Source organism: Pseudomonas sp. GW822-FHT01E03 (assembly GCF_058802985.1).
In genome coordinates, this window is sequence record NZ_JBXAOQ010000007.1 from 352,636 (window position 1) to 374,047 (window position 21,412).

General features: G+C 61.1%; 18 protein-coding genes and 1 pseudogene. 6 read left to right on the forward strand and 13 right to left on the reverse strand.

The features are described from left to right. Window positions 1–6 precede the first annotated feature (6 nt). From AC1RP7_RS16895 to AC1RP7_RS16930, 8 genes and pseudogenes are all read right to left on the reverse strand, one after another. A pseudogene (locus AC1RP7_RS16895) lies at window positions 7–84 on the reverse strand (outer membrane lipoprotein carrier protein LolA); the annotation flags it as partial. Between the two features lie 41 nt (window positions 85–125). Next, window positions 126–788: a flavin reductase family protein gene (locus tag AC1RP7_RS16900; RefSeq protein WP_057714349.1), complete on the reverse strand. Its 663-nt coding sequence runs from the start codon at window positions 786–788 to the stop codon at window positions 126–128. Between the two features lie 12 nt (window positions 789–800). Continuing rightward, window positions 801–2,288: an amidohydrolase family protein gene (locus AC1RP7_RS16905; RefSeq protein ID WP_218497277.1), complete on the reverse strand. Its 1,488-nt coding sequence runs from the start codon at window positions 2,286–2,288 to the stop codon at window positions 801–803. Further along, on the reverse strand, window positions 2,285–3,481 hold the full coding sequence (locus AC1RP7_RS16910; RefSeq protein WP_492588181.1) for an amidohydrolase family protein: 1,197 nt from the start codon (window positions 3,479–3,481) through the stop codon (window positions 2,285–2,287). The genes AC1RP7_RS16905 and AC1RP7_RS16910 overlap by 4 nt, the downstream gene beginning before the upstream one ends. 136 nt (window positions 3,482–3,617) lie before the next feature. Next, a complete protein-coding gene (locus AC1RP7_RS16915; protein WP_057714355.1) occupies window positions 3,618–4,685 on the reverse strand; it encodes an extracellular solute-binding protein in 1,068 nt (355 codons plus the stop codon). 16 nt (window positions 4,686–4,701) lie between these two features. Further along, the gene (locus AC1RP7_RS16920; RefSeq protein ID WP_007995935.1) at window positions 4,702–5,490 is read right to left on the reverse strand and encodes an ABC transporter permease; all 789 of its coding nucleotides are present in this window, start codon (window positions 5,488–5,490) and stop codon (window positions 4,702–4,704) included. Further along, complete coding sequence (locus tag AC1RP7_RS16925; protein ID WP_015094870.1) at window positions 5,487–6,404, reverse strand: ABC transporter permease; 918 nt, start codon at window positions 6,402–6,404, stop codon at window positions 5,487–5,489. The genes AC1RP7_RS16920 and AC1RP7_RS16925 overlap by 4 nt, the downstream gene beginning before the upstream one ends. Window position 6,405: 1 nt before the next feature. Beyond that, entirely contained in the window at window positions 6,406–7,491 is a 1,086-nt protein-coding gene (locus AC1RP7_RS16930) for an ABC transporter ATP-binding protein (RefSeq protein ID WP_057714359.1), read from the reverse strand. 140 nt (window positions 7,492–7,631) lie between these two features. On the opposite strand from AC1RP7_RS16930, the gene AC1RP7_RS16935 reads away from it, so the two are divergent. The 4 genes from AC1RP7_RS16935 (at window position 7,632) to AC1RP7_RS16950 (ending at window position 11,386) form a co-directional block, all read left to right on the forward strand. Continuing rightward, window positions 7,632–8,321, forward strand: coding sequence for a GntR family transcriptional regulator (locus tag AC1RP7_RS16935; protein ID WP_007973313.1), 690 nt, complete (start codon window positions 7,632–7,634; stop codon window positions 8,319–8,321). Between the two features lie 226 nt (window positions 8,322–8,547). Continuing rightward, window positions 8,548–10,659: a hybrid sensor histidine kinase/response regulator gene (locus tag AC1RP7_RS16940; RefSeq protein ID WP_150814448.1), complete on the forward strand. Its 2,112-nt coding sequence runs from the start codon at window positions 8,548–8,550 to the stop codon at window positions 10,657–10,659. A 224-nt stretch (window positions 10,660–10,883) separates the two neighbouring features. After that, a complete protein-coding gene (locus AC1RP7_RS16945; RefSeq protein WP_057714363.1) occupies window positions 10,884–11,117 on the forward strand; it encodes a DUF465 domain-containing protein in 234 nt (77 codons plus the stop codon). A gap of 107 nt (window positions 11,118–11,224) precedes the next feature. After that, window positions 11,225–11,386, forward strand: a complete 162-nt coding sequence (locus tag AC1RP7_RS16950; RefSeq protein ID WP_173677945.1) for a hypothetical protein — start codon at window positions 11,225–11,227, stop codon at window positions 11,384–11,386. 144 nt (window positions 11,387–11,530) lie between these two features. Here AC1RP7_RS16950 and AC1RP7_RS16955 read toward each other — a convergent pair whose 3' ends face one another. The 5 genes from AC1RP7_RS16955 to AC1RP7_RS16975 form a co-directional block, all read right to left on the reverse strand. Beyond that, entirely contained in the window at window positions 11,531–12,610 is a 1,080-nt protein-coding gene (locus AC1RP7_RS16955) for an SMP-30/gluconolactonase/LRE family protein (RefSeq protein ID WP_493183010.1), read from the reverse strand. Continuing rightward, complete coding sequence (locus AC1RP7_RS16960; RefSeq protein WP_493183008.1) at window positions 12,607–13,752, reverse strand: sterol desaturase/SRPBCC family protein; 1,146 nt, start codon at window positions 13,750–13,752, stop codon at window positions 12,607–12,609. The genes AC1RP7_RS16955 and AC1RP7_RS16960 overlap by 4 nt, the downstream gene beginning before the upstream one ends. 106 nt (window positions 13,753–13,858) lie before the next feature. Continuing rightward, window positions 13,859–14,722 (reverse strand): LysR family transcriptional regulator, encoded by an 864-nt coding sequence (locus AC1RP7_RS16965; protein WP_057714369.1) that lies wholly within the window; start codon window positions 14,720–14,722, stop codon window positions 13,859–13,861. A 254-nt stretch (window positions 14,723–14,976) separates the two neighbouring features. Beyond that, entirely contained in the window at window positions 14,977–15,291 is a 315-nt protein-coding gene (locus AC1RP7_RS16970; RefSeq protein ID WP_007946492.1) for an SCP2 sterol-binding domain-containing protein, read from the reverse strand. 64 nt (window positions 15,292–15,355) lie between these two features. Then, window positions 15,356–16,066, reverse strand: coding sequence for a histidine phosphatase family protein (locus AC1RP7_RS16975; protein ID WP_493183007.1), 711 nt, complete (start codon window positions 16,064–16,066; stop codon window positions 15,356–15,358). A 201-nt stretch (window positions 16,067–16,267) separates the two neighbouring features. On the opposite strand from AC1RP7_RS16975, the gene sohB reads away from it, so the two are divergent. Next, a complete protein-coding gene (gene sohB, locus AC1RP7_RS16980; protein WP_090455662.1) occupies window positions 16,268–17,290 on the forward strand; it encodes a protease SohB in 1,023 nt (340 codons plus the stop codon). Window positions 17,291–17,478: 188 nt separating this feature from the next. Beyond that, window positions 17,479–21,366 (forward strand): dermonecrotic toxin domain-containing protein, encoded by a 3,888-nt coding sequence (locus AC1RP7_RS16985; protein WP_493183006.1) that lies wholly within the window; start codon window positions 17,479–17,481, stop codon window positions 21,364–21,366. The last annotated feature ends 46 nt before the right edge of the window (window positions 21,367–21,412 follow it).

The following is a 21,412-nucleotide window of genomic DNA, read 5'->3' on the forward strand; positions in this document are numbered from 1 at the left end:
CCCCCCTGTAGGAGCGAGCTTGCTCGCGATGAACCTGAGAGCGCCGCGGGGTGTCAGGTTACCAGCGGTATCGTTGACGACCATCGCGAGCAAGCTCGCTCCTACAGGTTTTGTGCAATCTCTGGTTATTTGGTGGCAGGCCAAAACCGTTCCCCACCCCCCGGCGCATCCGTCCAGGCCTGCAACGAGCGTGTCGGTAAGTCGAAGTAATCCCGCGTACGCGCATAACCATGCCCGCCCATGCGTCCTATCGCATCCAGCCCCAACTGGTCGATGTACAGGGTTTTCGGATCGATCAGTTCGTCACGCACATGGGCCATCAGCACTTCACCAAAGATGATCTCCCGGGATTGGCCGATGGACAGGGCCATCATCCGGCGGCACTCCAGCGCCACCGGAGCTTCGCCGATGCGCGGGCATTTGACCGTGGTGCCGGGGATGGCGGTGAGGCCGGCGGCGGTCAGTTCATCGAAGCCGGGGGCGAAGGGCACGGCGCAGACGTTCATGGCTTCCACCAAGGCATCGCTGACGATGTTCACGGTGAATTCCTGGTTGAGCTGGATATTGCGAGTGGTGTCCTTGGGGCTTTGGTCGCCGTAGTTTTCCACGCCCAGGGCGAGGATCGGTGGATCGGCGGAAAGCGCATTGAAGAAGCTGAACGGCGCCGCGTTGATCCGGCCTTCGCCGTCGACGGTGGTGACCAGGGCTATCGGCCGTGGCACGACGCTGCCGATCAGGATCTTGTATTTGTCCCGTGGGCTCAATGTGCTGAAGTCGAAGCTTTGCATGGGCAGAAATCTCTAGAGAAGTGGATCAATCGCGCTCAGTGGCGCCTGTGCGCTGTAGTCGTCGGCGAACGGGATGGCGGGCTGGAACAGGCTTTTCCAGTCCGGTTGGTCAAAGGCTCGGTCGCTGTGGCTGCGCATCAATTTTTCGAATTGGCGTTGGGCCTGGCGTTGTATGGCGGGGTAGTCGAGGCCCTCGACCTGGCCGTCCCGCATCACGCAGCGGCCGTCGATGTAGCTGGCGATACAGTCGTCACCGCGACCGGCCAGAACAAGATTTTTCAGTGGATCGAATAGCGGCCCCAGGTGCATCCCGCGCAGGTTGAACACGGTGATGTCGGCCTTGGCCCCGGGTGCCAGGCGTCCGAGATCGTCGCGGCCCAGTGCCTTGGCACCGCCGAGGGTCGCGGCGTTGTACAGGTCCAGGGTGCTGGTCAGATCGTTACCGCCTTCCATAAGGCGAGCGATGTTCAGGCCCTGGCGCATGTTGTCCAGCAAGTCCGCCGGCCAGGTGTCGGTGCCCAGGGCGAAGTTGATGCCTTTGGCCCGATAGCGTCCGAACGAATTCAGCGCCTCGCCATCCCGGGCGAACACCACCGGGCAATGCACCAGGCTTGCGCCACCGTCCACCACCCGTTGCAGGTCGTCATCGCCTCGGGTGTAGATGCCGTGGGGCAGCAGGCTGCGCGGGGTCAAAAGCCCAAGCTGCTGCAGCCAGCCCAGTGGCGAGGTGCCGCGCAGTTGCTCGACCATCGCCACTTCACCGAGGCCCTGGCAGCAGTGCAAACGCATCGGTGCGTTGAGTTCCCGGCTCAGCGCGGCGGTGCGTTGCAGCAGCACCGGGGTGCAGGTCTGGATGCGATCGGGCAGCAGCGCACCGCGAATCAGGCCGTTGTGCGCGCCGTCGAAATCCCGGAAAAACCGCTCGGCGGCGTCGAGCCCGGTCATCCCCCGGGCTTCGTCCCAGTGGTGCGCCAGGGTTCCATCGGCCTGCCAGTAACTCATGCCGCTCATGTAGCAGGGACCGAGGTAAGTGCGTAGCCCCAGTTCGGCGGCCACACCTGCGACCGCCGCAAATTCGTCGTAGGTCTCGGCCCACTCGCGGTAATACATCGAGGTGATCGGCATGGCCGTGGTGATGCCGTTGCGGATCAGTTGGGTGAAGGCGTAGCGGTATTTGAAGACTTCTTCTTCGGGGCTGTAGCTTTCCCGCGATCCACGCGCCAGATACTGCGCCGACCACATCCGGCCCATGTCGCGCTCGTCGCCGTTGTCCAGGGTCAGCACCGTGGAATCGAGATCGCCCAAGGCATCCAGATCGATGAAGCCGGGACCGATCAGCGCATTGCCGTAATCAACCCACTGATCCACCGGCCCCGCATAACCACGCCCGACAAACTCGATGCGCGCGCCTTCGAACACCACTTCGCCATCGCGCCACAACACATGCCGCGTGCCGTCGAAACCGACCACGCAACTGGCCCGCAAGCCGATGCGCTTCACAGACGGCTTTCCAGCAAGCGACCACCCGCAGCAATCAACTGACCCGCGCGATAGACCTGACGCAGCGGCCGCGAAACCACCGCCTCACCCAGTGTTTGTACCGGCATCAACAGGAAGTCCGCCGGCTGGCCAATCTCCAGGCGATTGGCTTGGCAACCCAGCGCCTGGGCGCCGTTGACGGTCGCCGCCTCGAACGCTGCCGCCAGTTCTTCGTCCTTGTTCAAGTCGAAGCGGAACGCCAGCAACATCGCCCGCTCCAGCATGTCGCCGTTGCCCATGGGCGACCAGGCATCACGAATACCGTCCGAGCCCAGGCACACATTCACGCCGGTTTCGCGCAGGGCCAGGAACGGCGGCACCGCGCAATCGGCCGGGGCCGAGCTCATCAGCGAAATACCCAGCGTCGCCAGGCGCTCGGCCACCGGTTTGACCTGGCTCCATGGCAACATCCCCAGGCAATACGCGTGGCTGATCATCACCCGGCCTTGGCGGCCGAAGCGCTCGGTGTAGTCGGCGATCAGGGCGATCTGCCACAGGCCCAGCTCACCTTTGTCGTGCAGGTGAATGTCGACACCACGGTCGAATTCGCTGGCCAGTTTGAAGACGAAGTCCAGTTGTGCGACAGGGTCGTTGTCGATACCGCACGGGTCCAGCCCGCCGACATTCTCCACGCCCAGGGCCATGGCTTCGCGCATCAGTTCGGCGGTGCCGGGGCGGCTGATCAAACCAGTCTGCGGGAACACCACCAGTTGCAGGTCGATCAGGTCGCGGTAGTTTTCACGCAGTTGCTGCATGGCCTCGACATGCCGCAGGCCGAATTCCGGGTCGATGTCGACGTGGCAACGCATGGTCAGCGAGCCGCGGGCGATGCAGTTTTCCAGCAGGGCGCCGGCCCGTTGCGCAATCGGTGTGGTGACTTCACGCAGGATGCGCCGTTCGTTGGCGATGTAGTCCTTGAGGGTCGGGCCGGCACTGTTGGGGCGCCAGGGCTGGCCCCAGAGGGTTTTGTCCAGGTGCACGTGGCTTTCCACCAGGGCGGGGGTGAGCAACTGGTTCTGGCCGTCGATGTCGGTGGCTGACAGGGCTTCGTTCGAAGCGGGGCGGCGTTGGCTGAAGCGGCCGTTTTCGATCAGCAGGTCTTCGGCGGTGGCGCCGTAGGGGCGCACGTTGCGCAGCCAGCGGGGTTGATTCATTGCAAACCTCAAATTCAATGGTGTCTTGGCGGGCCTCATCGCGAGCAAGCTCGCTCCCACAGTAGATCTTTGACGTTCACAAAATCCCTGTGGGAGCGAGCTTGCTCGCGATGGGCGCGACTCGGTCGAAAGGCAATCAGCCCTTGAGCTTGGCCCAAATGCGGTCCTGCAGCTCCCGCGCCTTGTTGCTGCATTCCTTTTCCGGGCGCAGGCGCGCGGCGAATTCGTCGGGCATGTTGATGGCGTCCATCACCCGCCATTTGGCGTCGATCAGCTTGTCGCTCTGGATGCCGTTGGCGTAGGCGATGGCGTTGGACACGGCGGCGGCGTTCTCCGGTTTCATCATCCAGTCGATGAAGATCTTCGCGTTGCCGGGGTGTGGCGCGCTTTTCGGTACGGCGAAGTTGTCCTGGAACATCGCCAGGCCTTCCTTCGGATACACGTATTTGATCGTGCTCTTCTGCAAGGTGGCCCGCGCGGTGGAACCGTTCCAGTTCTGCATCATGATCACTTCACCGCTGGCCATGCGGTCGACGGTGTTGTCCGAGCTGTACATCTTCAGGAAGGGTTTCTGTTTTTGCAGCAGTTCGAGGATGCGCTTGGCGTCCTGCGGGTTTTCGCTGCACTCGTCGACATTCAGGTAGTGACTGGCGGCGTTGATCACGCTGCTGGAGGTGTCGAGGGCGGCGAGCTGACCTTGCAGTTCCTTGCGCGGCTCGAAGAACTCTTTCCACGAGTCGTCGAGCTTGCCGCCGGGCACCCGGGCGCTGTCATAGGAGAACCCGGTGGTGCCCCACAGGTACGGTGCCGAGAACTTGCGGCCGGGGTCGAAGCTCGGGTCGCGGAACGCCGGCTTGACGTACTGGAAGTTGGGCAGGGCCGAGGCGTCGATTTCCAGCAGCAGGTCCTGGTTGATCAGGGTGCGCATGATCGATTGCGACGGCACGATCACGTCATAGGCCGCGCCGCCGGCCTGCAACTTGGCCAGCAGGGTTTCGTTGCTGTCGTAGCCGTCCATGGTGACCTTGATCCCGGTCTCCTTTTCGAACTTGGCCAACAGTTCCACCGGGTAGTAGTCGGTCCAGTTGTAGAAGAACAGTTCCTTGGGCTCGGCGGCCTGGGCGCTGAACGCCGTGAATGCGGTGAAGCAACTCAAGGCCAGACCGGCAACGGCGAAACGCATGCTTTTCACTTTCTTGCTCATATAGAAGTCTCCAGGCTTATTGTTGTTTGCCGCGCTGTCCCAGCCAGAAGGCCAGCACTACCAGCACGATGGAAATCACCAGCATCAGGGTCGAAATCGCGTTGATCTCTGGCGTCACGCCGGCCTTGATCGCCGAGAAGATGTACACCGGCAGGGTCGTCGAGCCGGGGCCCGCGACGAAGAAGGTCATGATGAAATCGTCGAGACTGACCACGAACGCCAGCACCGAACCGGACAGCACCGCCGGCCACAGCAGCGGCAAGGTCACCCGGCGAAACACCTGCCAGGGGTTGGCGTACAGGTCGTTCGCCGCTTCCAGCAGGCTCTTGTCCAGGTCATTGAGCCGCGCGCGGATCGGCAGGTAGGCGAAGGGAATGCAGAAGCCGATGTGCGCGACGATCACCGTCAGCAGACCGAGCTTGATCCCCAGTGCCATGAACAGCAGCAGGGTGGCCACGGCGGTGACGATCTCCGGCAGGATCAGTGGCAGGTTGATCCCGCCCTCGACCATTTTCTGTCCGTAGAACGGCCGGTAGGTCGCCAGTGCCGCGAGCAGGGCAATCGCCGTGGCGCAGACCGTAGCGATGCTGGCGACGATGATCGAGTTGAGCGCCGCGGTCTGGATCGACGGGTTGGCCAGGATGCGTCCGTACCAGGCGAACGAAAACTCAGTCCACACCGTCGCCGAGCGGTTGGCGTTGAAGCTGTAGGCGATCAATACAAAGATCGGCAGGTACAGATAGGCCAGCATCAACAGGCTGACTTCACGGGTCAGGGGCAGTTTCTTCAGGTGCAGGGCGATCATGCTTGTGCTCCCGGGCGTTGGGTCTTGGCGGCATTGCGGCTATAGAGGGCGTAGAGCACCAGGGACAGCAACATGATCCCCAGCAACAGGAACGACAGCGAACTGCCCAGCGGCCAGTTGCGCGCGGTACCGAACTGCTGCTGGATCAGGTTGCCGATCATCAGCGTCTTGCCGCCGCCAAGGATCGCCGGGGTAATGAAGGCGCCCAGGCTTGGCACGAACACCAGCAAGGCACCTGCGATCACCCCCGGCATCGACAGTGGCAGGATGATCCGCCGCAACGCGTGCCAGCGATTGGCACCCAGGTCATAGGCGGCTTCCACCAAACGCCAGTCGAGTTTTTCCAGGGTCGAGTAGATTGGCAGGATCATGAACGGCAGGAAGCTGTAGACCAGGCCGACGCTGACCGCGAAGTCGTTGTAGAGCAGGGTGATGCCACCGGCCTGGGGAAACAGCGCGTTGAGGCTCTGGGCGACCCAGCCGTGCTCGCGCAGGATGATCAGCCAGGCGTAGTTGCGGATCAGCAGGTTGGTCCAGAACGGGATGGTGATCAGCAACACCATCAGGTTGCGCCGACGGGGTGTCAGGCTCGACATCCACAACGCCACGGGGAAGCCGAACAGGAAACACAGGACCGTGGTGCCACCGGCCTGGAACACCGAGCGCAGCAATGCCTGGGCGTAGACCCAGTTCAGCTCCAGTTCGCCGTCGAAACCTTCCTGGAAAAACAGTTGCACGTAGCTTTGCAATTGCCAGTCGGCCTGCCAGTCGACGCCGCCATAGACGTTGCGCGGCAGCAGGCTGATGTAGCCCATGATGCCCAGCGGAATGGCGATCAGGGCCAGCAGGGTCAGGACCACCGGGCTGAGCAACAGCGCACGGTTGAGGGCTGGGGAAGTGCTGCTGACGCTCATCTCAGGCCTCCATCAGCAGGCAGGCGTGGGGCGGCAGGTTGACCGCGACGCGATCACCCACCACCCGCCCGTGGTTCAGGCCTTCGTTGTTCTCGCGCAGCATGACCTTGATGTCGTTGTTCAGGCGGCATTGATAGAGCGTGGCCGTGCCGACATACAGCACGGCCTCGATCACACCGCGCAGGTGATGCGGTTGGGTCGGCTCGACCAGTTGCGAGCGCTCGGGGCGGAACGCCAGTTGCACCTTGCTGCCGTCAAAGCCCTGGGCCGGGCAGGGGATTTCCACGGGCATGCCGTTGGGCACGAAGAGCTTTTCGTTCTGCTGGCCACGTTTGATATGGCCGGGAAGGAAGTTGATGTCGCCGATGAATTGCGCGACGAACTGGTGTTGCGGCCGTTCGTAGATTTCATTGGGCGAGCCGATTTGCAGGATCTTGCCGGCGGACATCACGGCGATGCGATCGGACAGGGTCAGCGCTTCCTCCTGATCGTGGGTGACGAAAATGAAGGTGATCCCGGCTTCTTTCTGTACGCGCTTGAGTTCGACCTGCATTTCCTTGCGCAGCTTGAGGTCCAGGGCCGACAGCGGTTCGTCCAGCAACAGCACTTTGGGTTTTGGCGCCAGGGCCCGGGCCAGAGCCACCCGTTGCTGTTGGCCGCCGGACAGCTCGGCCGGTTTACGCTTGGCCAGGTGCTGCATTTGCACCAGCGCGAGCATCTCATCGACCCGCTGCGGAATCAGTTTGCGATCAAGGCCCTGCATCTCGAGGCCGAAGGCGATATTCTGCGCAACACTCATGTGCGGAAACAGCGCGTAACTCTGGAACACCGTGTTGACCCGACGCTTGAACGGCGGCAAATCGTTGACCGGCTCGCCCGCGAGGCGGATCTCACCGTCGCTGACATGCTCGAAGCCGGCGATGGTGCGCAGCAGGGTGGTTTTGCCGCAGCCGGAGGGGCCGAGCAGGGTGAAGAATTCGTTGTCGGCAATGTCCACCGAGACGTTATCGAGGGCTGGTGCCAGCCCCGGATCGTCGGAATATCGCTTTGAGACGTTTCGCACTTCGATTGCTGTTGGATGACCCATTATGGTGCATTCCTCTAATTATTGTATGCAAAATCTGGATGCAATTTAGAAATACCCGGATTAATCTGTCCGTGCAAGCCCCTTTTTCAATGGCTGTTCATTCGCCAGGGTCGTTTGCACAGGGCGCAAGGAGTTGATGAATGACGGAAAAGAAACTGGAAACTACGGTCGACCGCGTCTACCAAGGGGTTTACGAGGCGATCAGCAAGCGTTCGTTGCGTCCGGGCATGAAGCTCGGCGAAGCCTCTTTGGCCGAGCTGTTCAATGTCAGCCGCACGTCTGTCCGGGCCGCGCTCAAGCAATTGGAAGCCGACGGGCTGGTCACCACCGAGCCCAATAAAGGTGCGTCGGTGTCGCTGCCCAGTGACGAAGAGATCCGTTCGCTGTTCGAAACCCGTCGCCTGGTCGAGATCGGCATCGTCAGCGAACTGTGCCGTCGGCGTGATACGGCGGTGACCCAGGACCTGCGCGATCACTTGCTGTTGGAGGATGAAGCGCATCAAAGCGGTGATCACGAGCGGTTGATTCACCTGCTCGGCGAGTTCCACATCAAACTGGCCCGCAGCCTGAACAACCCGGTGTTGCTCGACTGGTTCCAGAAGCTGATTTCCCGGGCGTCGCTGTATGCCGCCGCTCTGGATGACGACAGCCACGAAGCCTGTCGCGACGACGAACACCTGCGGCTGATCGAATACATCGAAGCAGGCAACCAGAGTGCGGCCATCGAACTGACCTGCATGCATTTGAATGGCATCGAGAAGGCCATTCTGGATGTCGCGGCCACCCTGAAAAGCAGTTACAACCCGCTAAAGCACTTGATCGAGGTGTAGTGCACGGACTCTCGGTTACCGAGGACCAAATTGTGGGAGCGGGCTTGCTCGCGAAAGCGGTGTATCAGCAGATGAATATGTTGAATGACACACCGCCTTCGCGAGCAAGCCCGCTCCCACAAGGGATCTCCAGTGGCCCGCGAGAATCAGCTATACCTCTATGAAACGAATAGCGTGCAGGATGCTCGAAACAAACGGGTGCAACTTACCGGGATAGAGCCAGCCGATGCAGTTTCTAGAGGAAAGCCACGGGTGCTCCGGGTGGAACGGCGAAATGGCCGGGCGCATTCGTGCGTTCGACTGGAGCCGGACCGAACTTGGCCCGCTCGATTCATGGTCCAGGAGCCTGAGCAGCGCGGTGCAGTTGATGCTCGCGTCCCCACTGCCGATGGTGATGCTCTGGGGCCAGTCCGGGTACATGATCTATAACGACGCTTATTCCAAGTTTGCCGGTGGGCGTCATCCGTATCTGCTCGGCTCTGCCGTGGAACTGGGTTGGCCGGAAGTTGCCGAATTCAATCGCCACGTGGTCGACACCTGCCTGGCGGGCGGCACCTTGTCCTATCGCAACAAAGAACTGGTGCTGCTGCGTGACGGGGTTCCGGAAGATGTCTGGATGGACCTCTACTACAGCCCGGTGGCCGACGATGACGGGTGCCCGGCCGGGGTCATGGCCATGGTGGTGGAAACCACCGATCGGGTGATCTCCGAACACCGGCGACAGGCGGCTGAAGACGCCTACCGCGCCGACAACGAACGGGTACGCCTGGCGCTGAACGCCGGCGCCTTGCTCGGTTCCTTTGTCTGGGACATCAAGGCCAACGTGATGTCGGGTGACGAGCGCTTCGCTCGCGCGTTCTCTTATCCACCCGGGCAAGACCTGCAAAACCTGTCTCAGGAAATCGCTGAAAGCCGGATCCATCCGGATGACCGCAGTTGGGTTCAGGAACGAGTCAGACTGTCGGTGGAGACGGGCGAGCCCTACAACGTCGAATACCGGATCCGGCGCCCGGATGGCAGCTACCTCTGGGTACTCGCCAGTGGTTGTTGCGAGTTCAATGAGCAGGGCGAGGCGTTTCGTTTCCCCGGCGTGCTGATCGACATCCACGAACGCAAGACCGCCGAAGAGTCCCTGCTCAAGTTCACCCGCAACCTGGAACAGCGGGTGGCCGATGAGGTCGAGGCGCGGCTGGCGGCGGAAGAACAACTGCGCCAGTCACAGAAGCTGGAAGCCATCGGCGGTCTCACCGGTGGTGTGGCCCATGACTTCAACAACCTGTTGCAAGTGATCGCCGGCAACCTGCACTTGCTCGCGCGTCATGAGCCGGGTAACGCCAATGTGCAGCGCCGGGTCTCGGCGTCGATTGCCGCTGTCGAGCGCGGTGCCAAGCTGTCTTCGCAATTGCTGGCATTCGCCCGCCGCCAACCGTTGTCACCCGCGGTCTTCACCTTGCGGCAGATTTTCGATGGCCTGGCGGAGCTGTTGCTGCGTGCCCTGGGTGAAACCCTTCAGGTTCACATGACGGCACCCGAAGATTCCTGGAATGTGTTTGTCGATCGCAACCAACTGGAAAACGCCATTCTCAATCTGGCGATCAATGCCCGTGACGCCCTTCAAGGCGAGGGCAGGATTGACCTGTGCGCGGAAAACATCGTCCTCGATCGCAAATTTTGCGCCGCAAAGGGCATTGCCCCCGGGGACTATGTACGGGTGTCCGTGACGGATACCGGCGTCGGCATGCCGCCGCAGGTGCTGGCCCAGGCGTTCGAGCCGTTCTTCACCACCAAGGCCGACGGGCAGGGCACCGGCTTGGGCTTGAGTATGGTGTTTGGCTTCGTCAAGCAGAGTGGCGGTCATATCGAAATCGCCAGCGACGTGGGGCGGGGGACCCGGGTGCAGCTGTACTTCCCCCGCACCTTGCGCGCGGCACCCAGCGAAACGCCGGGCCCTGATGTGCCGCAACGGGGTGGGCACGAACGCATCCTGGTGGTCGAGGACAATGAGGCTGTGAGGGTATCGGCGGTGGAGTTGTTGCGCGAGGAGGGCTATCAGGTCCTCACGGCCACCAACGGTGACGTCGCCATGCAAATGTTGCTGGAAGGGCTGGCGGTGGACCTGATTTTCACCGATGTGGTCATGCCCGGCCTGATCAAGAGTTCGGACCTGGCGGCCTGGGCGAAAGTGCAGGAGCCACCGGTGGCTGTGTTGTTCACCTCGGGGCATACCCGCGACATCATCTCGCGCAATCACCAGCTCAGCCCCGACACCCACCTGCTGAGCAAACCCTACAACCCCGAGGCACTGACGCAGATGGTGCGCACGGTGCTTAACGGCTGACAAAAACAGGTGATTCTCCACGCAGGTTTTCAAAGGTGACCGAGTGATCGTCAACCCGTGGAGGCGCCGGTGCAGGCAAGGTTTTATCGCATTGGCGACCGGACGACGAACGGACACCGCTGGTCTGACAGGTGGTCGACAGAACGGGCTAACCGAGGCCATTCTGATAGTTGGTGAACGCAATTGATCGCGTTTCGCTGCCGATCAACAAACGGAGGTGTTCCATGCCGGTGCCCCATGACCTTTATCAGGATCTGAAACGCTCAAAGGAAGAAGTCCAGCAGAAACGCACCAAGGATCCGTTACTGGATTCACTGCTTAACAAGTATTCCCAGGCGGATGCCGAAGTGGTGAAAGCAGAGGAGGCCAAGTCCAACGATGACACCGTAAGGAAGCTCAAGGAGGCACGTCTGCTGGTCAAGGACAAGATCGTCAAGCAACTTGGCTCGTCGTCCTGACCCAGCGAGCTGCCACCGACGACCGGTGGCGGGAAAGTTGGAACGGCATCACAACCGGCACCTCGAATGTTCAGAGACCGCTGTTATGGCTCTCAACGAGGTGCCTCATGACCCAGCCCAAATACCCCAGCGAACAACAGGGTGGCTACGACCCGATCCCCACTCATCCCGAACCCCTGAGCCCCGAACACACCACAGTCAATCCCGAGGAAGAGCCGGGCATCGATGAGTGGCCGGATGATGAGGGTGTCGACATCGATCCAGAATGAACACCGCCCTCTGTAGGAGCGAGCTTGCTCGCGATGGTCGTTAACGATGCCGTATGTTTACTGACTAAACGCAGTGCATTTGAGTCCATCGCGAGCAGGCTCGCTCCTACAGGGGGGCTTCGGTGAGTTCAGGAAGGGGACTGTTCATTGCAATGCCTTACTTAGCGGCAATCGCACCATGTTCCGGGCTTTCAGCGAACCGAAATACAACCAGTCCCCATACTCGCGCACGGTAGTGATGGGGGAGTAATTGTCGCTGCTGCCGTCCTGCAGGTTGGCGATCACTTTGCCATCAAGGTCCAGGCCCAGGGCAAATCCGTGTTTTTCCACGGGCTTGGGCAAGACGGTCATGGCCCGCACGATCATCTTGCGCACGAACGGATGCGCCGCCGTGGCGTCGAGCAAGGAGTTTCGGGGGGCATACAGCGCCACCCAGAACCGGTCGTGGCCATTGAACGACAGGTTGTCCGGCAGCCCTGGCAGGTTGTCGATAAACAGGTCTTGGGTGCCGGCCTTCGGACCGCTGAGCCAATAACGAGTGATGCGGTAGGCGCCGGTTTCATTGACCAGTACATAGGCATCGTCCGGCCCCAGGGTCACGCCGTTGGCAAACTCCAGCTTATCCAGCACAACCGAGGTTTTGCCGGTCTGGAAGTCGTAGCGCAGCAGTCGACCGTCGCCGCCGTGTTCGATCACGGCCTCACCGTCGTGGCCATAGCCGAAGCGGCTCGAAGCATCGCTGAAATAAGCGTAGTGACCGGGTTTGTCGATGGCCACGTCGTCGGTAAAACCGAAGGGAACGCCGTCGGCCTCTGTGGTCAAGGCCACCAGGCGTCCCTGGGCGTCGAGGGACAACAAGCCTTTGACGGCATCGGCGATCACCAGCAGGCCATTGGGATGCCGGGCCAGGCCCAGTGGCCGGCCACCGGTATCGGTCAGGATACTAGTGGTCTTGCCGTCCAGGCTCGTACGGATCAGGCGCCCGTCGTGCAGGCCGGTGATGAGCGTGTCGTTTTCCAGCAACAAGGCTTCCGGCCCGTCGATATTGGCGGCGCCGACGCGCTCCACCTCCTTGAGCCGCTGATTGTCGGCGTAGATTCCGCTGGTGAGGGACGGCGCGGCTTGTGGTGTCCAGGCCACCGGCCGCACCTTGGTGGGCATCAGCAGCAGGAAGGCGCCGATGACGACGATGACCAGCAACAGACATTTGAAGGTTCTGCTCACACGCCGCCCCCTGTCGCAGCCAGATACTTCTGTGCCATGTCGCGCAATGCCAGCATCGACGCCGCCGATTCCCGGTCTATGCGCCGCTTGAGCAACAAGCGGTTGGCAATGCGCATTGCCAGGCCGCTGAACTGATATTCCAGGGTGCGGACGAAACGTGTGTCTTCGCCTGTGGCATCGCATTCATAGGTCACCACCAGCGACAGGCCGTGGTCACCCCGGGCCTCGGCGCTCCAGCGCCGCCCGGGCAGGTACTCCGCCACCTCCCAGCGCAAGTGCCCGTCGCGCCCGCCGGCACGGATGTCTTCCTCGAAACGTGCGCCGGCATGCAGCGGGCCTTTTGGCCCGTCGATGCGCAGCGACGACGGATGCCATTGCGGCCAAAGGGTCACGGTGCTGGCGTAGGCAAGTACCTGGATCGGGTTTCCAGCAATGACAACCTGATGCTGCATGCGGGTCATGGGGGTTCTCGTCGGGTTGAGCGGTTCAGGTTCAGGCTCCCAATAGAGGGTGCCGAACAGGTAGTCCATCAGCGGGAAAACGATGTTGAAATTACGCGCCTGCATCAGTTCACGGCGGTGGTGCAGTTCGTGCAGGCGGCGCATCTGGCGGATCCACGGCAGCCGTGTGAGCGGGTTGCGCGACGGCAGATGCTCGCAGGCATGAAACACTTCATAAGTCAGGTAGCCGAGGACAAGAAGGCCGCCGACCAATCCGGCGACGTTGGTATTGATGTGCTTGAGCAGCCACCAGAGGGGCAGGGCGACGGCGAGGGTGTGCAGCACGATCAGCCACGCCGGAAACAGAATCACCCGCCAGTCGCGGGCGCTGTCGTAGGTCATGTGGCCGGGGGTGAAGAAGCTGTGGTGGTCGCCTGCGTGACGGGCGTAAAACAGCCGGGCGAAGCTCTTTTTATGATGCCCCAGGTGGCGATGCACCATGTACACACCGAGGTTGAACAGCAGCAGCGTGACGGGCACCGCCAGCCATTCCGCTGGCCGCACCTGTTGTACGTTGCTCCAGAAGACGCTGATTGCCAGTGCCCCGAACACCAGGACAAACGCGCCATGCAGCCAGGGGTTGTAGAGCGGATGAATGTCGGCGCGGTAACGGCCGCGGAATCCTTCGGTGGTCTGCCTCACTGCAATCACCTGTCGTTTTTGTTATCTCTTTCAGATTAGCCGATCCCGGTGATTTGACGGACCGAACCTTAAGGACACAACGGCCATGATCCGGTGCAAACCGGTCTCAGGTCAGCGGATCCCATCGCTGCGACCAGTCTTCGTCGGAGTCGATGACTTTGCGCAGCAGGTCGAAGGCGCGTTGCAGCGTCGGCGAGTCACGATCGCGCGAGTAGACCAGATAGGTCGGATAGTTGAATTCCGGCGCCTTGGGCACCCGTTCCAGGGCGCCGCTTTGCAGATAACTCTGCACGACGCGGGTGCGGAAGTAGCCACTGCCGCCGTTTTCGAGAAGATACTGCAAGCCCAGCGGGCCCAGATTGAAACTCAGCGCAGCCTTGGCCTTCTCCGGCAGCGCGGCGTCGTGCTGGCGTCGAAAATCAGCGCCCCAATCGATGTACACATAAGGATCGGGCTTGTCGGCCAGGCGCACGAGAATCAGTTTTTCTTCGAGAATCTGCTCGACCTGCAGGCGCGGCCAATATTCGGGCTGATACACCAGCGCGGCATCCAGAACGCCTAACTCCAGTTGGCGCAGCAGGTTTTCGCCGTCGCGGATTTCCATGCGCAGGGCATGGCTGGGGATGTTCTTGCGAATCTCGCCGGCCCAGCCGAGCATCAACGGGTTGCACAGACTCACCTCGCCACCGATGTGCAGCACATCGCGATAACCTTCGGGCAACGGCAAATCACGCCGCGCGGCTTCCCAGGTTTGCACCAGCTGATTGGCATACACCACGAACGCTTCGCCATTGGGCGTCAGGCGGGCGCCGGCACGATTGCGCACGAACAGGGTGCTGCCCAGTTGGCTCTCGAGTTTTTGCACCCGTGCGGTGATCGCGGTCTGGGTGACATGGAGCTTCTCGGCAGCCGCGGCCAGGCTGCCATGGCGAACGATTTCGAGGAAGGTGCGGGCGAGGTCGATGTCCATGGGGTGGCCGGTGGTGTAAGTGCCCGCATTGTAAGAGCACCACCTGACCTGTGGCGAGGGGGCTTGCCCCCGTTGGGGCGCGAAGCGGCCCTTGACGTCCTTCCGACAAGTCGAAATCTCTGGTTGTGCGACTGCTTCGCAGTCGAACGATGGTGAGCCCCCTCGCCACAGGACCAGCAAAAACGACGAATCCCGCCACTAAGGGCGGGATTCGTTTGCAGCAGGCACGCTCCCGAAGTTCGGGAACCAGGTGCTTACGACGGGAACAGCTCGGACAGTTTCATCGCTAGCATCATGTCGCCTTCAGCGCGCAGTTTGCCGCCCATGAACGCTTGCATGCCGTCAGTCGAACCGTCGACGATGCCTTGCAGGGTTTCGCCGTCCATCACCAGGGTCACCTGGGCGTCCGGGTTCTCGCCTTCCTGCAGCTCGCAGGTGCTGTCCTTGACGATCAGCGAGAAGTTCTTGGTGTCGTCGATGCGGAAACCGAAGACCAGGTCCAGACCGGCGGCAGCGGCTGGGTTGAACTTGGCTTTCATTGCTTGTACGGCATCAGCTACGGAGGTCATGGTTCGATCCTTTCTTGGGTAATAAGAGCTGGGTGATTACAGCCAGGGTCACAATAGTCCGGACTCAGCGAAACGTGATGAGTTCCGGGGCCTTCAACAGTTGCAGGTGCACATGACTGTTGAAGGAAGCCAGGGACACCTCGCGACCACGAAACTTAAGCTGGTTGAGCGAGGTGTTGACGATTTGCCAGTTCAATTCAAAGGCCTGCCGGGCAGGCATTTGCGTAATCAGGTGGAGCAGGGCGGTGATGGTGCCGCCGGACGTGAACACGGCGATTTTCTGGGTGTTGTCGGCCTGGTCGAGAATGCGATGCAGACCGGCCCTCACCCGTTCGACAAACCCCAGCCAGCTCTCCAGGCCCGGTGTGTCGTAGGTGCCGGCCAACCAGCGCTCGATGATCAGGGCGAAGATACGCTGGAACTCACCACGGTTTTGCGCGGCGTTGCGCAGGATGTCCAGGGCCTCGGGTTCGTCCGGCAGCATGGCCGGCAACAGCGCGCGGATCACTGCATCGGCGTCGAACTCATTGAAGGCAGAGTCGGTTTCCAGCAGCGGCACCGGCAGGCCTGCCGCGGCGAATTGTTCCAGCGCGCTGTTGGCCGTGTGCTGCTGGCGGCGCAGATCCCCCGCCAGGCAGCGGTCGAAGCTGATCCCGAGTTCGGCCAGGTGCTGACCCAGGATTTCAGCCTGACGAATACCGGTCGGCGACAGCACGTCGTAGTCGTCTGCACCGAAGGAGGCCTGGCCATGTCGAATCAAATAGATACTGCCCACGTCCGCGTCTTCCCGGTACGTTGAAGGTTTGGCGAGGTTATGAGGATGGCGGTGTGCTGTCAATGAAAAAACATACGCTTGTTTGAAATGCCCGTTACAGGCCTGTTACCAGAGCTTTCACGGCTGGTAGCAAGGTCGGCGCATGGGTATGCTGGAGGTATCCCGCGCGCGTTCAAGCCGCGCATCGTTTGAGGAGTCCCTGTGGAGTTTTTTTCCGAGTACGCCATTTTTCTGGCCAAGACCGTGACCCTGGTGATCGCCATTCTGGTGGTCCTGGCCAGTTTTGCGGCCTTGCGCAGCAAGGGGCGGCGCAAGTCGTCGGGCCAGTTGCAGGTCAGCAAACTCAATGATTTCTACAAAGGGCTGCGCGAACGCCTGGAGCAGACGTTGCTCGACAAGGATCAGCTCAAGGCCTTGCGCAAGACCCAGGCTAAAACCGACAAGAAACAGAAGAAAAAACCCGAGGCCAAGCCCCGGGTGTTCGTGCTCGATTTCAATGGCGATATCAAGGCTTCGGCCACCGAAAGCCTGCGCCACGAAATCACTGCCTTGCTGACCCTGGCCACACCGAAGGACGAAGTGGTTTTGCGCCTGGAAAGCGGCGGTGGCATGGTTCACAGCTACGGCCTGGCCTCCTCGCAACTGGCGCGTATCCGTGAGGCCGGCGTGCCCTTGACCGTGTGCATCGACAAGGTCGCGGCCAGCGGTGGCTACATGATGGCGTGCATCGGCCAGAAGATCATCAGCGCACCCTTCGCGATCCTCGGCTCGATTGGCGTGGTGGCGCAGTTACCCAACATCAACCGCTTGCTGAAAAAGCACGACATCGACTTCGAAGTGCTGACCGCCGGTGAGTACAAACGCACACTGACCGTGTTTGGCGAAAACACCGAGAAGGGCCGGGAGAAGTTCCAGCAAGACCTGGATATCACCCATCAACTGTTCAAGAACTTCGTGTCGCGCTATCGCCCGCAACTGGCGATCGATGAAGTGGCCACCGGAGAAATCTGGCTTGGCGTGGCGGCGCTGGAAAAACACCTGGTCGATGAACTCAAGACCAGCGACGAGTACCTCGCCGAACGCGCCAGGCAGTCCGAGCTTTATCACCTGCACTATGCCGAGCGCAAAAGCCTGCAAGAGCGCATTGGCATGGCCGCCAGCGGCTCGGTCGATCGTGTGCTGCTGAGCTGGTGGAGCCGTTTGACCCAGCAACGCTTCTGGTAACGGGGCAGGAGATATTGCAAAACATCCAGCCGGGGCATTAGCCCCGGTTTTTTTTTTGCCTGCGAATACTTGCCTGATGTCCTCCACGGCCCGGCGAAATCTCTGTAGGCAGCAGGCGACCGTTCCTGCTTTCGGTAATGCGGCGGTTGGTTATGTTGGTGTTCCGGAATAATTGCCATGGAACGCATATGAATGACCATCAGACACCGCTTCATCCCGATCTTGCACCGCTGCGCGAAACACTGAAGTCTGTGGTGGGCGCGGCTTTGCCGCAGTCTCCCGAGCAGTTCGGTGCCCAGTTGATCAAGGCAAAATGGGGGCAAGACATCGACCCGCAAAAGGCCCTGTTGGTCACCCTGGATTACCGCTATCGCGGGCACCCACCGCAGGACGGTATCGAGCAAGGCCAGGTGGCAAACACGCAAACCCTGGTGCAGGCGTTGCTGGCGAACTACCAGACCGTCGGTGACGGGCGTTTTGCCGAAAGCGCATTTGGCTTGTACACACCGCCCGATGTCGGTCCGTCCGTTCGCATCGTGGAGCATGTCGATGAATTCGCCGATCACGGCAATGGCAATCACCACACCTACGAAGGCATTTATCGCCAGACCACGCCCCAGGTCTATGGGCCGGCAACGCAAATTGCCCTGAGGCCTGCGGCGTTCAAACAGTGGGTGTGGGAGCTGGATTTGCAAACCCGCTATCAGGCTTACCTTGATCGCGCGTGGCCCTCCGATAAGCGTATCGTCCAGGCGGCGCCTTACGACCTGAGAACCTCAGTCAAGGCCGCCTTTATCATGAGCGCCTGCCTGCAACATCAGGAGGGCAGTTTGAGTCAGGAAGGCCTGGTCTTGGCCATGCAGGCCGCCGGGTTGCCAGCGCAGCAGACCTGGAATGCGTTGACCATCGGCCAGGTGCAGGCGCCCACCCGCATCAGCGCGCCAATCGAGGTCGGTCGGCTGACGATCTATCGCTATACATCGGACGATATCTGGTGTTATCGCCACCGTCACAGCGGCCGGGTCTTGCTGAACATTCCCGGCAACTCCTCACCCTTGCATGAATTCGCCGACTTCCGGCACCTGCGTCAATGGATCGTGGACCAAGGCAGGGTTGCCGCCACACGGCAAGCGCTGGTCGCGCATTTTGCCGAGGACGATCGTGAAGACGGTACCTTCCATGCGGGGGTGTCGACGGCGTTGGAGGGCATGGCGGTTTACCCGAAGGAACACTGGCTGAAAAAGAACGCAGGGTTGTTCAACAACGACGGTTTCTGGGACCCGCAGGACTATATCGACCTTGAGCGTCCGCCTGCCGACACCGATCCGTTCGCGCAATTGGTGCTGACCATGAAGCAGGCCTCCATGGCCAGCGTCAAAACCATCCGCGACGATGCCCAGGTCAATCGCGACAACCTGAGCGCGGTGGTGGAACCGCTCGTGCAGTGGATCAACCGACTGGGGCCATTGGCACTGTTCATTCCGGGAGGTGAGGGCGTCCTGGTACTGGCCGGCCTGATCGACGCCGGTTATGGCCTCGATCAGGCCGTCAACGGTAAAACACCGGAGCAACGCTCCGAGGGCGTGACGCGCACGGTGTTCGGCTTGCTCAATGCACTCCCGCTGGCCGGGGCGGTGGCGGCACTCAAGGGCGAAGAAAAAATCGCCGGAACGTTGTACGAACCCCGGGAACCCGGGAGCGAGCCGCATCCCGAAACCCCGACCGAGCCCGCACCCGGATCGGCTCCGGCGCCGGTGTCGACACGTGTGGAGCTGATGCGTGGCGTCTGCACACCCCTTGCTGCCTTCAGTGATGAGGTATTGGCGCAGATCGCCCGGGTCAGTACGGTCGACGACGATATGCTGCGCCTGATGCAGACTGGCCGTCCGCCGACGCCGTTGCTCGCCGACACCATCACACGCTTCAAGCTCGATCAGGAACTCGAAATCGTCGCCGACCCGCAAGCCCGGGCCGGATTGTTCAACGCCCGATATCAGGCGCTCCAGCACTCGGACAAAGAGTGGGTTCGCCTGTTTCAGCGTGAGTACCAAGGTTTGCCGAAAAGCGCCGTGGAGCAGATCCTCGACCGTTCGGGAGTTGACATCAATCGGCCCGTCGATGCTGACGAGGCGCTGCTACTGTTCAAGCGCCTGGACAGCAAGTCGCGGGAGTATCAACAACATGCACGACTCAACCGGGCTTATGAAGGTCTGTACTTGCGTTCGATCGTCCATCCGGAAACCGATGTCCTGGCGTTGCATTCCCTGCCACGCCTGCCCGGTTGGCCGAAAGACTTACGCATCGAAGTGCACGACGGGTCAATCAGTGGCCGGGTCCTGGACCGTTGCGGCCCGCCCGATTCGGCGGATTGCCGGCGCTTGATCAAGGTCGGTGATCGCTATCGGTATTCCACGATGGCGGCTACCGACGGCGAGGGTTCGGATCTGTTTACCGCACTGGTCGATCTATTGTCAGGGGAGGAACGCGCGGCGATGTCGCTGCGCTCCCCAGACGCGGCCAGCCAGTTGCGCCTGCGTATTGGCACACATGCCTTGCCCCGCTCCGAGCTGATACTCGGCTTGAATCGAATGGATTCGCGGTTGTCCTTCGAAGCCACGGGGTTGCGCGGTGGCGGCTTTCCGAATACGCCACAGGCCGCTGCGCTGACCCATGAAATCATGCGACTGCAGGTCAAGAATCTGTATCCGGATTTCACCGATGCCCAGGCGGATGAGCTGCTCCTGATGGCGGGTAACGGCGCTCAAGCGCTGGTGGATCGCCTGATTCTCGAGATGCAGCAGTTGCATGCCGATCTGCGCCAGTGGATCGACCAGGCCGTGCTGGATGTCGATGACATGGACGTGGATTTTCTTGCGGTGGACGATGATGACGCCGCAGGCATGAGCCCTGAGCAGGTGGCGGCACACAATGTCGAACTTCTGCAAACCGTGATCGGCTTTGAGCGTGAAACGCGAATTGAATTGGGCGACGAACTGATGGGCATCTGGCAAAAATGCCCGCCCCAGATCAATAGAGTCATGTCCGGCGAGACGTTCTCTGGTTACAGGCTGGATCTGGGCTTCGAGGACTACCATAGGTTGCCAACGATGAACGTGCGCTTCAATGAGGTCGTCGAGCTATCGATGCGGGGCTTGCACCTGGTCGAGCGCGAGAGCCTGAGCGTCTTTCTCGAAAGTTTTCCGAACCTGCGTTCCCTGAACCTGGAACGTGTCGACCTGCGGCGGCTCAACGCAGACGGCGTGCTGGAAGGTGTGTTGCCTCCACCGATTCGGCAAATGCCCCACCTCACTACGCTCAACCTGAGTTCCACCTTTTTGCAGCTTCAGGAGCGCACGGCTTCGCAGTTTCGTGAGCTGGTGAGCTTGCAAACGCTGGATCTGAGTGACAACCCGTTGACTGTACCGCCCGTGGTATTGGGGATGAATGAACTGCGTGTGTTGAACCTGAGAAACACCGGAATCAGCCATTGTCCGATAGGCATCGCCGATCAGCCGTACTTCACCTCGCTCGACTTGCGAGGCAACCGGATCGGTCGGGTTCCCTACTCGATACTGATTCAGGCGGTGTCCCGGGACCGGGTGAAACTGTGGGGCAATCCGCTGACGGATGAAGACACGTTGTTGCGCCTGGTGAGTCATCGTGAGCGCACCGGTATCAATTTGTGGTTGAGTGAGCCGGGTGCCGATTACGGCAGTGCGACGCCCTGGCTGGAGGAGGGTGATGAAAGCGTGCGCGAGGCGCGGCAACAGATCTGGCAACGATTGGCCGTCAAGCCATCGGGCAGTGCGTTGCTCCGGGTCATGGATGGATTGAGCCTGACGGCGGATTTCCGGGTCGGTTATTGGTCGCTGCAGGCGCGTGTGTGGCGCTTGCTCCACGAAGCGGATGCGTCAGAAGAGTTGTGGGGCTGGTTGCTGCACTGTGTCGAAACGCGGACGGCCGATGCGGACAATCCGTTCAGGCTGTTCGTGTTGCTGGAAGATCGAGTCCGGCTGTACTGCGACTGGGTCGCCATGGGGCGTCCGATTCCGCTGGTGGATAATCCGGTGTTTTAGCGCGAAGGGTAAAACCCCTTGAACCCCGGGTCGGGGTTCAAGGGGT

Excerpts from the sequence above, each read along its gene's own strand:
- AC1RP7_RS16940 (WP_150814448.1), top strand. The coding sequence starts at position 8,548 with ATGCAGTTTCTAGAGGAAAGCCACGGGTGCTCCGGGTGGAACGGCGAA.
- AC1RP7_RS16925 (WP_015094870.1), bottom strand. The coding sequence starts at position 6,404 with ATGAGCGTCAGCAGCACTTCCCCAGCCCTCAACCGTGCGCTGTTGCTC.
- AC1RP7_RS16965 (WP_057714369.1), bottom strand. The coding sequence starts at position 14,722 with ATGGACATCGACCTCGCCCGCACCTTCCTCGAAATCGTTCGCCATGGC.
- AC1RP7_RS16970 (WP_007946492.1), bottom strand. The coding sequence starts at position 15,291 with ATGACCTCCGTAGCTGATGCCGTACAAGCAATGAAAGCCAAGTTCAAC.
- AC1RP7_RS16950 (WP_173677945.1), top strand. The coding sequence starts at position 11,225 with ATGACCCAGCCCAAATACCCCAGCGAACAACAGGGTGGCTACGACCCG.
- AC1RP7_RS16930 (WP_057714359.1), bottom strand. The coding sequence starts at position 7,491 with ATGGGTCATCCAACAGCAATCGAAGTGCGAAACGTCTCAAAGCGATAT.
- AC1RP7_RS16935 (WP_007973313.1), top strand. The coding sequence starts at position 7,632 with ATGACGGAAAAGAAACTGGAAACTACGGTCGACCGCGTCTACCAAGGG.
- AC1RP7_RS16985 (WP_493183006.1), top strand. The coding sequence starts at position 17,479 with ATGAATGACCATCAGACACCGCTTCATCCCGATCTTGCACCGCTGCGC.
- AC1RP7_RS16900 (WP_057714349.1), bottom strand. The coding sequence starts at position 788 with ATGCAAAGCTTCGACTTCAGCACATTGAGCCCACGGGACAAATACAAG.
- AC1RP7_RS16910 (WP_492588181.1), bottom strand. The coding sequence starts at position 3,481 with ATGAATCAACCCCGCTGGCTGCGCAACGTGCGCCCCTACGGCGCCACC.
- AC1RP7_RS16915 (WP_057714355.1), bottom strand. The coding sequence starts at position 4,685 with ATGAGCAAGAAAGTGAAAAGCATGCGTTTCGCCGTTGCCGGTCTGGCC.
- AC1RP7_RS16920 (WP_007995935.1), bottom strand. The coding sequence starts at position 5,490 with ATGATCGCCCTGCACCTGAAGAAACTGCCCCTGACCCGTGAAGTCAGC.
- AC1RP7_RS16945 (WP_057714363.1), top strand. The coding sequence starts at position 10,884 with ATGCCGGTGCCCCATGACCTTTATCAGGATCTGAAACGCTCAAAGGAA.